The sequence below is a fragment of the Sphaerisporangium rhizosphaerae genome, from assembly GCF_042665155.1.
Classification (GTDB): domain Bacteria; phylum Actinomycetota; class Actinomycetes; order Streptosporangiales; family Streptosporangiaceae; genus Sphaerisporangium; species Sphaerisporangium rhizosphaerae.
In genome coordinates, this window is the sequence record NZ_JBHTCG010000066.1 from 1 (window position 1) to 10,923 (window position 10,923).

The 10,923-nt window shown below is 71.8% G+C and carries 8 protein-coding genes; 3 read left to right on the top strand and 5 right to left on the bottom strand.

The window, feature by feature from the left end; all coding sequences use genetic code 11:
* The coding region (locus ACFQSB_RS39860; protein ID WP_380832520.1) for a beta-ketoacyl reductase at positions 1-955 on the top strand (955 nt) is incomplete at its 5' end.
* A gap of 1,064 nt (positions 956-2,019) precedes the next feature.
* On the opposite strand, the gene ACFQSB_RS39865 is transcribed toward ACFQSB_RS39860, so the two are convergent.
* Genes ACFQSB_RS39865 through rfbA form a run of 4 tightly spaced genes read right to left on the bottom strand, consistent with a single transcriptional unit; the run spans position 2,020 to position 5,622 of the window.
* A complete protein-coding gene (locus ACFQSB_RS39865) occupies positions 2,020-3,132 on the bottom strand; it encodes a DegT/DnrJ/EryC1/StrS family aminotransferase (protein ID WP_380832521.1) in 1,113 nt (370 codons plus the stop codon).
* Complete coding sequence (gene rfbC / locus ACFQSB_RS39870; protein ID WP_380832522.1) at positions 3,129-3,743, bottom strand: dTDP-4-dehydrorhamnose 3,5-epimerase; 615 nt, start codon at positions 3,741-3,743, stop codon at positions 3,129-3,131. Before rfbC ends, ACFQSB_RS39865 begins: the two co-directional genes overlap by 4 nt.
* Positions 3,744-3,760: 17 nt before the next feature.
* Complete coding sequence (gene rfbB / locus ACFQSB_RS39875; RefSeq protein ID WP_380832524.1) at positions 3,761-4,750, bottom strand: dTDP-glucose 4,6-dehydratase; 990 nt, start codon at positions 4,748-4,750, stop codon at positions 3,761-3,763.
* A complete protein-coding gene (gene rfbA, locus ACFQSB_RS39880; protein ID WP_380832525.1) occupies positions 4,747-5,622 on the bottom strand; it encodes a glucose-1-phosphate thymidylyltransferase RfbA in 876 nt (291 codons plus the stop codon). The genes rfbB and rfbA overlap by 4 nt, the downstream gene beginning before the upstream one ends.
* A 224-nt stretch (positions 5,623-5,846) precedes the next feature.
* On the opposite strand from rfbA, the gene ACFQSB_RS39885 reads away from it, so the two are divergent.
* The gene (locus ACFQSB_RS39885) at positions 5,847-8,216 is read left to right on the top strand and encodes a penicillin acylase family protein (RefSeq protein ID WP_380832527.1); all 2,370 of its coding nucleotides are present in this window, start codon (positions 5,847-5,849) and stop codon (positions 8,214-8,216) included.
* A gap of 61 nt (positions 8,217-8,277) precedes the next feature.
* On the top strand, positions 8,278-9,003 hold the full coding sequence (locus tag ACFQSB_RS39890; RefSeq protein ID WP_380832528.1) for a thioesterase II family protein: 726 nt from the start codon (positions 8,278-8,280) through the stop codon (positions 9,001-9,003).
* Between the two features lie 167 nt (positions 9,004-9,170).
* Here the strand turns inward: ACFQSB_RS39890 and ACFQSB_RS39895 are convergent.
* Positions 9,171-10,923 (bottom strand): KR domain-containing protein (locus tag ACFQSB_RS39895; RefSeq protein WP_380832530.1); only part of this gene is annotated, 1,753 nt, incomplete at its 5' end.

A 10,923-nucleotide genomic window follows, 5' to 3' on the forward strand; every position in this document is an offset into this window, starting at 1 on the left:
AGTGGTGGCCGGCGGGGTGCTCGGCACACTGTCGGAGGAAGGGCTGGACCGGGTGCTGCGTCCCAAGGCGGACGCCGCCTGGCACCTGCACGAACTCACCCGAAAGCATGACCTCACCCGCTTCGTGCTGTTCTCCTCTGCCGGAGGGATGGTGCTCGCCGCCGGGCAGGGCGACTACGCGGCGGCCAACGCCTTCCTCGACGCGCTCGCCGCGGATCGCGCCGCCGCCGGGCTGCCCGCCACCTCACTGACCTGGGGTATGTGGGCGGTGGACACCGGGCTCGGCGGGCCGCTGCGGGAAACCGACCTGGCTCGGGTGCGCAAGCTGGGCATACCAGCGATCTCCGCGGAGACCGGGCTGGCACTGTTCGACGCGGCTCTGCGCGTGCCCGCGCCGGTGCTGGCGCCGATCAGGCCGGACGTCCACGCGCTGCGGGCTCGGGGCGACGACCTGCCCGCGCTCTTGCGTGACCTCGTGGGCGCGCGCCGTACAGCGGCCGTGGCCGCACGGACCAACGGGTCGGACGGCACAGCCGGGCTGCGGGAGCGGCTGGCCGGGCTGCCCGCCCGGGAGCGGGACCGCATGTTGGTCGAACTGGTCCAGGCCGAGGCGGCAGCGGCGCTCGGACACGACACCGCGGACCTGATCGACGCCGAGCGCGGCTTCGTGCAGCTCGGCTTCAGCTCGCTGGCCGCCGTCGAACTGCGGAACCGGCTGCGCGGGCGGACCGGCCTTCCGCTGCCCGCCACGCTCGCCTTCGACCAGCCGAACGCCACCGCGGTCGCCCGATACCTGGCCGAGCGGCTCGCCCCAGCGGAGGCCGAGCGGCCGGCCGCAGCGGAGCCGGAGTCTCCCGAGCCTCCTGCCTCCTCGGCGGACGACGAGCGGCTCGCCGCGGCCTCCGCGGAGGAGCTCTTCGCGATTCTCGACCAGGAGCTGGGCGGCGAGGTGTAGCCGAGTCCCCCGACCCCTTGTGCACGGCCCCAGCGGTGGGGCCGTGCACAAGGCCCTACCCATGACTGACGTTCACCGGCTCGGGCGCCATGACAGGCGCCGACACCGCCACACCACGACCCACCGACCCGGCGCCGATCACACCCAGCACACGACCGGAATGAAGAACCGCGCGCCCGGTGAACACACGTGGACACCGCAACCGACCTCAGAACGACACACTCAGACGCCGACATCGCCGTACCACCCCCCGCCGACCAAGGCACCGATCACACCCCCACACCGCCGGAAAGCAGAGCCACGCCTGGTGGACGCAGGTCGTCACCGCAAGCCGCCCTGAAGAAGACGTACACGACAGCATGCGAACGCATGCGACGAACAGCAGGCGTACGACACCGGGGTGAACGACATGGGGGTGAATGGCGGTTGCGTGGTCGGGGCGCGGAACGGCCGGCTTGCCGGTCGCACACCGACTGGGACGCGGGACCATGGCGATGGTGCCGGCGTGCCGCTGCATGGGCGCGTACCGGCAGGCCGGCGCCGCGGCGCACAGCGGGGCGTGCCGGCCGAGCGGCAGACGCGTGAGTTCGAGGGCCGCCATCACGTGAGCCGCCGTCCTCGGCCTGTCGAGGAAGGCCTCCACCGCGTGGCGGTACACCGGCGTTCCTGCGCGAACGCTTGGACGCGACCACGAACCCCCGCCAGAAACACCACCGCCGAACCGGCACGGTAGACCGCGCACCACCAATGCCCTTCGCTGGTGAACCGATGGCCGGCAACGAGGGCCCACACCGGCGAACCTAGGGCACCGGTCCCGAACGCATGGAGGGCCGCACAGGGCGTCGTTGGGACGCCGCGGGGTGCCTGCTGATCCGGGGTGGTCTCACCAGCACCGTCGACGATCTGCGCGGGCTGCTCCTCGGTCACCCGCCGGCCCACGGGCAGGCAGGTGCATGGCATTGAGGGCCGTCGTCATGTGGACGGCCCGATCTGGGGTCGCATAGAGAAGGCCGCGCGCGGCGTCGTCAGGGACGCCGCGGGCTGCCCGCTGGTCTGGCCTGCTCTCACCAGCCTCGCTGTACGGTCTCGACGATGTGCGCGCGCTGCTCCTCGGTCACCCACCAGCCGACGGGCAGGCAGACGATGCGCTCCGCCACGCTGTCGAGTCCGGGCAGCAGCGTGGCGTACCGGCGGACGCAGGAGTGGGTGTCGTTGCGTTCGTGGACGTTGCTGACCATGATCTGGGCCTCGTCCATGCGCTTCATGAAGCCGGCGCGGTCCTCGACCTTGACGGGGTAGATCCAGAAGGACGACTCGCGGTCCTGCGCACGTTCGGTCAGTTCCAGCCCCGGCACGCCGGCGAGCTCCCGGTCGTAGTGGGCGGCGTGGGCCCGGTGCCGTGCCACGACCTCCTCCGCCCAGTCCAGATTGGCCAGCCCTATCGCGGCGTTGATGTCGGTCATGTGGAACTTGTAGCCCCACTCGGGGACGTCCGGCGGGTTGCGCAGCCGGTCGGCGCCACGGCTGATGCCGAACCAGCGGAGCAGTGTGGCCCGCTCGTGCAGTTCGTCGTCCGGCAGCACCAGAGCCCCACCGTCGCCGCAGGTCAGATGCTTGATCGCCTGGAAGCTGAACATCGCGACGTTGCCGTGGGTACCCAGGCGGCGGCCCTGGTAGGTGGCGCCCCACGCGTGGGCGCAGTCCTCGATCACCACGGGGCGGAATCCGAAGGCCGCCTCGGCATCGTCGAGGATCTTCGCCAGCCGCGTGAGGTCGACCGGATAGCCGGAGAAGTGCACGACGACGATGGCGCGGGTGCGGGGGGAGATCTTGCGGGCCAGGTCGTCGAGGTCGACGTTGAGCGTGGCGGGATCGACGTCCACCCACTTGATGTGCAGCCGGTTGGCGAGGATGGTCCAGTTGGTGGCCTCCATGGTCAGGGGCGTGGAGAGCACCTCGCCATCGTCGTCCCCCGCCGCGGCGACCATGTGGAGCGCCAGGTGCAGCCCCGAGGTGCCGCTGTTGACCGTGGCGACGCGCGGGTTGCCGATCCGCTCCCCCAGCGCCCGTTCGAATTCGGCGACCTTGGCGCCCTGGCCGATCTGTCCACTGCCGACGACCTCGGCGACCGCCGCCGGGGCCGACTCCGACATGGGGACCTTGAACAACGGGATCAACGCGACGCTCCGTCCGGTGTGGCGAGTTCGGCGTAGCGGGCCAGGCAGTCGGCGTAGGAAGGCAGGATGCCGAGCCGTTCGGCCTCTTTCAGGGAGGGCGCGGCCCGGTCCTTGTCCGACAGGACGGGCTCACGGTCACGCGGCCAGGGCAGGTCGAGGTCGGGGTCCAGCGGGTTCACCTCGAAGGAGGTCTCCGGCGACCAGGTGCTGGAGCACAGGTAGAAGACGGTGGCCTGCTCGGTCAGCGCGGCGAACCCGTGCGCCAGCCCTTCGGCGAGGTAGAGCGCGTGCCGGTTGTCCTCGCTCAGCTCCGCCACGACGTGCCGGCCGTACGTGGGCGAGCCCTGCCTGATGTCGACGACGATGTCGCGGATGGCGCCGCTCGGGCAGCTCACGTAGCGGGCCTGGCCGGGCAGGTGGATCGCGTGCAGTCCACGGATCGTGCCTAGTACGGAGACGGAGCAGTTGACCTGGGCCACGGTCAGCGGATGACCGACGGCCTCGGTGAAGGCGGGCTGCTTGAAGACCTCGAGGAACTGTCCTCTGGAGTCGGGGAAGACCTTGGGCTCGACGAGGAACGCCCCGTCGATGCCGAGTTCGCGAATCCGCATTGATCCCTCTTTCGACGTTATGTCGGGTCGCCTTCATCTGCGGCGGCGACCCCTACGGCACCCTTATGCGCCTCCCACCAGGGGCGGTTGTTCCGGTACCACTCGACCGTCTCGGCCAGGCCCTTCTCGAAGTCCACGGCCGGGCGGTACCCCAGCTCCACGCGGATCTTGATGTCGTGGACCGAGTAGCGGCGGTCGTGGCCCATGCGGTCCTCGACGAACTCCACCCGCTCCCATCCGGCGCCGCAGGCCTCAAGGAGCAGTTCGGTCAGCTCGCGATTGGTCAGCTCGGTGCCGCCGCCGATGTTGTAGACCTCTCCCGGCCGGCCTGCCTGCCGTACCAGCTCGATCCCCGCGACATGGTCGGTCACGTGGAGCCAGTCGCGCGCGTTCATGCCGTCCCCGTACAACGGGACCTTGCCGCCGTCGAGCAGGTTGGTGACGAACAACGGGATGACCTTCTCGGGGAACTGGTACGGCCCGTAGTTGTTGGAGCAGCGGGTCACCCGCACGTCCAGCCCGTACGTCCGGTGGTAGGCGAGGGCGAGCAGGTCGGCCGAGGCCTTCGACGCCGAGTACGGCGAGTTGGGCGACAGCGGCTGGTCCTCCCCCCATGAGCCTTCGAGGATGGATCCGTACACCTCGTCGGTCGAGACGTGCACGAACGTGCCGAGCCCGTGCTCGACCGCCGCCGCGAGCAGCGTGTGGGTCCCCGTCACGTTGGTGCGGACGAACTCCCCCGCACCCCTGATGGACCGGTCGACGTGGGATTCGGCGGCGAAGTGCACCACCTGGTCGTGCGCGGCCACCAGCTCTCCGACCAGGGCGGCGTCGCAGATGTCGCCCCGGACGAACGTGAAGCGGCCCTCGGCGGGCTCCAGGTTGGCCCTGTTGCCCGCGTAGGTGAGCTTGTCGAGAACCGTCAGCGTGCAGTCGCGCCGCTCGGCCAGAGTGCGGACGTAATGGGAACCGATGAATCCGGCGCCGCCGGTGACCAGGATTCTCATCGCGCGTAACTACTCGCGATGCTCATCACGTACTGGCCGTAGCCGGACTGCGACTGCTCGGCTCCGAGCCGGTAGCACTGCTCCGCGTCGATGAAGCCCATGCGGAGCGCCACCTCCTCCAGGCAGGCGATGCGCACGCCCTGGCGTTGTTCGAGCGTCTGCACGTACTGTCCCGCCTGGAGCAGCGTCTCCGGCGTACCGGTGTCCAGCCAGGCGAATCCTCTGCCGAGATCCACGAGTTTGGCCCTGCCCCGCCGTACGTAGGCCAGGTTCACATCGGTGATCTCCAGTTCGCCCCGTTCGGACGGCTTGAGTTTCTCGGCGATCTCGATGACTTCGTTGTCGTAGAAATACAGGCCCGTGATGGCTCTGTTGGAGTGCGGTTTCGCCGGTTTCTCCGCGAGCGAGATAAGGCGCCCGCTTTCGTCGGTCACCCCCACTCCGTATCGGCTGGGATCGCTCACCGGATACCCGAACAGCACGCACCCCTCCACTTCCCGCACGGTATCTTCCAGCACCTCCGAGAAGGAGGGTCCGTGGAAGATGTTGTCGCCGAGGATCAACGCGGCCGGGCCGTCGCCGATGTGGGAGGCGCCGATGAGAAACGCCTGGGCTATCCCGTCCGGCGATTCCTGGGAGGCGTAGGAGATGTTCAGTCCGTAGCGGGCGCCGTCGCCCAGCAGTCGGACGAAGTTCGGCACCTGGTCGGGCGAGGAAATGAGGAGGATATCCCTGATGCCGGCCAACATGAGCACCGATATCGGGTAATAGATCATCGGCTTGTCGCTCACCGGGAGCAGTTGTTTGGATACCGCGGCGGTGATCGGATGCAGCCGCGTTCCCCGGCCTCCCGCGAGGACGATTCCCTTCACGGCTTTTACCTCTCTGCTGCGTGGAAGTGGCCCGAGGCTAAGCAGGGGCGCAGCGGAGCGGCAAGATCGATCACCGGAGAGAGGGGGAGACTTAGGGGATTGTCCGCGCCCGACCGCTAATGGGCAAGATGAGACCACTGGATTAGGGGAAGGTAGGGGCTGACCCGGTCTCCCGCGGCGACGAGAATCACTCCACATTGACGTCTCCAGGAGGAGGTCCGGCGGTGCGGATCGTCGCTTCACGCCGTGCCGTCGCCGTGATCGTCGCCGCGGTGCTCTCACTCACGCCGGCCGCTCCGCAGCGGGCGGCGGGGGACACGGGAGACGCCGCCACGCGCGAGGTCCCGGGGCTGCGCGAGCCGGTACGGCTGGTGGTGGACCGCTGGGGGGTCCCGCACCTGTACGCGCGCAACACCGACGACGTGTTCCTGGCGCAGGGGTACAACGCCGCGCGGGACCGGCTGTTCCAGCTCGACCTGTGGCGGCGGCGCGGCCTCGGCCTGCTGTCGGCCGCCTTCGGGCCTCGTTACGTCGACAAGGACCGGGCCGCCCGGCTTTTCCTGTACCGCGGGGACATCCAGCGGGAGTGGGCCGCCTACGGGCCGGGCACGCGCCGCGCCGTGACCGCGTTCGTCCAAGGCGTCAACGCCTACGTCGACTGGGTCGACGCTCACCCGGAGGCGTTGCCGCCGGAGTTCCGCCGGCTGGGCCACCGGCCGGACCACTGGGCCCCTGAGGACGTGGTGCGGATCCGCAGCCACGGGCTGGCGCTCAACGCCTACCCCGAGATGTTGCTCGCGGCCGCCATGTGCTCCGGTGGGCAGTCCGCCGTCCGGGCCCTCATCCGTCTGGAACCCGCGCACGAACCCCAGGTGCCGGACGGACTCGACCCGTGCGCCGTGCCCGTGGACGTGCTCGACACCTACCTGCTCGGGACCACGCCGGTCACCTTCGACGGCGTGGCGGTACGGTCGTCGCCGCCGTCGCCGTCACCCGGAGGGTCCAACGCCTGGGCGCTCGCGCCGTCGCGTACCGCCACCGGCCGGCCGATCCTCGCCGGGGATCCGCACCGGGCCACCACGGCGCCCGCGCTGCGCTACGTCGCCCACCTGTCCGCGCCCGGCCTGGACGTGATCGGCGCCGGCGAGCCCGAGCTGCCCGGCATCTCCATGGGGCACAACGACCGCGCCGCTTTCGCGCTCACCGTTTTCTCCGCGGACCAGGAAGACCTCCAGGTGTACCGCCTGGCCCCCGACGACCCGGGCCGCTACTTCTACCGTGGCCGCTGGGTGCCCTTCACCACGGTGCGGGAACAGGTGCCGGTGGCCGGCTCGACGCCCCGCGAGGTGGAGCTGACCTTCTCCCGGCACGGCCCGGTGCTCAAGGTCGACGCCGACCGCGGCCTCGCGTTCGGCCTGCGCACCGCCTGGTCGGAGCCGGGCACGGCGCCGTACCTCACCGGTCTCGACGCCATGACCGCGCGGAGCTTCCCCGAGTTCACCGCCCGGGTGCGGCGCTGGGGCGCCCCGCCGGAGAACCTGGTCTACGCCGACACCTCGGGCGCCATCGGCTGGGTGCCCGGCGCCCTGGTCCCCCGGCGGCCGGGATACGACGGACTGCTGCCGGTGCCCGGCGACGGCCGCTACGAATGGGACGGCTTCTACGACGGCGCCGAGTTGCCCAGGGTGAGCAACCCCAAGAGCGGCATCGTCGCCTCGGCGAACGAGTACAACATGCCATCGGGGCACCCGGTGCGCGTCGGCTACGAGTGGGAGCCGGCCGCGCGCAAGGAGCGCATCGTGGACGTCCTGTCCGGCTCGACCCGGCACACCTTGTCCGAGATGGCGCGACTCCAGTTCGACAAGGTCGACGAGTACGCCCGGCGCATCGTCGCGGCGCTGCGCGACATTCCGGCCGGCGACGACCCGGACACCGCGGCCGCGCTGCGGCTCCTGCGCGACTACGACGGTACGGCGAGCGCCGACTCCCCCGGCGCGGCGCTGTTCGAGCCCTGGCTCTCCGGGCGTCTCGGCCCGGCGTTCCTCTCCCAGTTCGTCTCCCCGGCGGTGGCCGCCCGGGTGCCGCACGCCGACATCCGGCAGGTGATCGACGCGTTGGAGCGGCCGGACCGCTGGTTCGGACCGGACGGCGCCGCGGTGCGGGACCGGCTCGTGCAGCAGACGCTGCGAGCGGCCTACGCCGAGGTGCGCGGCCGGCTCGGCGACGACCCGGCCGCCTGGCGCTGGGGAAGCCTGCACCAGGCGCTGTTCTCCCACCCGCTGGGCGAGCACGTGGGCCCGATCCCCCGGGGCGGCTCCGCGACCACGGTGGACGCCTCGACGTACTACCCGGGGGCCTACCGGTCGGTGTCCGGCGCCGCGTACAGGATGGTGCTGGACGTCGGAGCCTGGGACAACTCCACCTTCGTGAGCGCCCCCGGGCAGTCCGGGGACCCGGCGAGCCCGCACTACGCGGACCTCGCCGCCGCCTGGAGCTCCGGCGCCCAGGTGCCGCTGCTGTACAGCCCGGCCGCGGTCGCGCGGAACACCGAAAGCGTCGTCACTCTGGTGCCCGCGGCGTCCGGCCGCGGGTGATCGCCGGGCCTCACCGGGCTCACCAGGGGGGCGGCGAACGAATCACGGCAGAAGGAGCGTTGTGGACGAGCGTTGGATCAAGCGATTTCACCCCGCGCCGGACGCCCCGGCGCGGGTGATCTTACTGCCGCACGCCGGCGGCGCGGCCAGCGCCTACTTCAAGCTGTCCGCCGCGCTGCATCCGGCGCTGGACGCCCACACGGTGCAGTACCCGGGCCGGCAGGAGCGCCGGCACGAGCCGCTCTTGACCGACGTGCGACAACTGGCCACCGGCGTCGCCGATGCGCTCCCCGACGACGGGCGGCCCACGCTGCTGTTCGGGCACAGTATGGGCGCGGTGGTGGCCTTTGAACTCGCCCTGATCCTCGAGCGGCGCGGCGCGGCGCCGCACGCGCTGATCGCCTCCGGACGGCGCGCCCCGTCCACCTACCGCGACGAGTGGGTGCACCAGCGGGACCCGGCCGGCGTGGCGGCCGAACTCCGCCGGCTCAGCGGCACCGACCCGGTGTTCCTCCAGGACCCGGAGCTGTTCGAGATGGTGCTGCCGGCGCTGCGCGCCGACTACCGGGCGGTGGAGACCTACCAGTGCGCCGCGGACGCCGCGGTCGGCTGCCCGCTGGTCGTCTTCGTCGGCGACGACGACCCGAAGACCACGGTCGAGGAGGCACGCGCCTGGCGCCGGAACACCACCGGCGACTTCGACCTGCGGGTCTTTCCCGGGGGACACTTCTACCTGGACGACCAGGTGGCCGAGGTGACCGACGCGCTCATCGCGCTGTCCAGGTGACTCACACTCACCCCAACGTCTGAGCCGGCCATCCGGGTGACTCACACTCACCCGGACATCTCAGCCGGCCCTCCAGGTGACTCACACTCACCCGGACGTCTCAGCCGGCCCTCCAGGTGACTCACACTCACCCGGACGTCTCGGCGGGCCATCCGGGTGGGTCACACTCACCCGAGCGTCTGAGCCAGCCATTCCTCGATCACGGCGGCGGTCTGCCGCGCCTCGGACTCCAGGATGCTGAAGTGGTCGGCGGCCACCTCGCGCACCGCCGTACCGGGGGTGAGGACCGGTGACCAGCCCACGCCGACGGCCGTGGTGGTCCCGCCGGGGGTCGCCACCCCCTGGGCGGCGCGGATGAACAGCGTCGGCGCCGCCAGTTCGGCCGGCCGCCACTGGGAGAGCAGCGCGGCGTACCAGCCCATCGCCGACAGCCGGGCGGCGGTGAACGGGCCGAACACGGCCTCCCGATCGAGCAGGCCGCCCACGATCGACGACCAGACACGGGAGCTCTCCCCCGCCCCGGGGACGTGCGTGTCGAGAAGGATCACCGCGGCCGGGCCCCGGCCGGCTTCCGCCATCGCGCCCGCGAGCGCGTGCGCGAAAACCCCGCCGGCGGAGTACCCGACCAGCGCGTACGGCTCCGCGGCGACCTCGGCGCCGCCGGTCACCGCTCGGGCCAGCCCCTGCACGAGGTCGTCCAGTGAGGCCGGCAGGCTCTCCTCCCGGACGAACCCCGGCACCGGCAGCACGGCGAGGTCGCGCACCTCGCGGAACTCCGCGGCCAGCGGGACGAACTGGTGCGGCCCGCCGAAGGCCATCGGGGAGTTCAGGCAGAACAGCCGCGGCCGGCGCGGGCCGGAGGCCAGCACCACCGGGGTGCGGGCCGGGGCGTCGGCCGCGCCGTACTGGGGACGTACCGCGGCGGCGGCGTGCAGCAGCGCCATCCCCTCCTCGATCTTGCCGGCGGCGGCCGCCGCGCGGAACAGGCCGCTCAACGTCTCCGCCGCACCCGGCAGGTCCTGTGTGGCCGGCCCCTCCCCGTGCGCCGTGGCGGGTCCGGGCCGGGCGTGGCCGTTGGCCGCCGCGGCCTCACCGGCCGGCACGCCGGGCGCCGCGGCGGGAGCCGGAGCGATCTCCTCGGCCAGCACCCGGGCCAGCGCGCTGACCGTCGGATAGTCGAAGGCGGCGGTGGCCGGCAGACGGACACCGGTGTCCGAGTTGAGCGCGTTGCGCAACTCCATGGCGCCGAGTGAGTCCAGACCAAGTCCGACCAGGTCCGACTCCGGCTCCACGGGCTGCAGGTCCGCGTATCCGAGCACCTGGGCCACCCGCCTGCGGACCAGCTCGACCAGGCGCTCCCGGCGCTCCTCGGGGCCCAGTGCGGCCAGCGGTTCCAGCTCGTTCCCGCCCGACGGCGCCGCCGCCGTGCGTCGTACGGCCGGTGCCAGGTCTTGAAGCAGCGCGGGAACGCCGTCCGCGCGGGCGCGCACAGCGGCCGGATCCAGCCGGATCGGCGCCAGCACGGCGGCGTCCGCGCGCCGCGCCGCGTCGAACAACGCCAGCCCCGCGTCCACCGGCAGCGGCAGCATGCCCCAGCGGCGGATTCGGGCCAGGTCATCGTCGCGCAGCCGGCTTTGCATGCCCGCCTCGCCGCCCCACAGGCCCCAGGCCAGCGTCCGCGCCGGCAGGCCCGCCGCCCGGCGGTGCTCGGCCAGGGCGTTGAGGAAGGCGTTGGCCGCCGCGTAGTTCCCCTGGCCGGGGTTGTCCACCAGCGACGCCGACGAGGAGAACAGCACGAACTCGGCCAGGTCATGCTTCTGGGTGAGTTCGTGCAGGTGCCAGGCTGCGTCCGCCTTGGGCCCGGCCACCTGGTCGACCAGCTCGGGCGTGAGGTCGGCGAGGACCGCGTTCGCGCTCGTC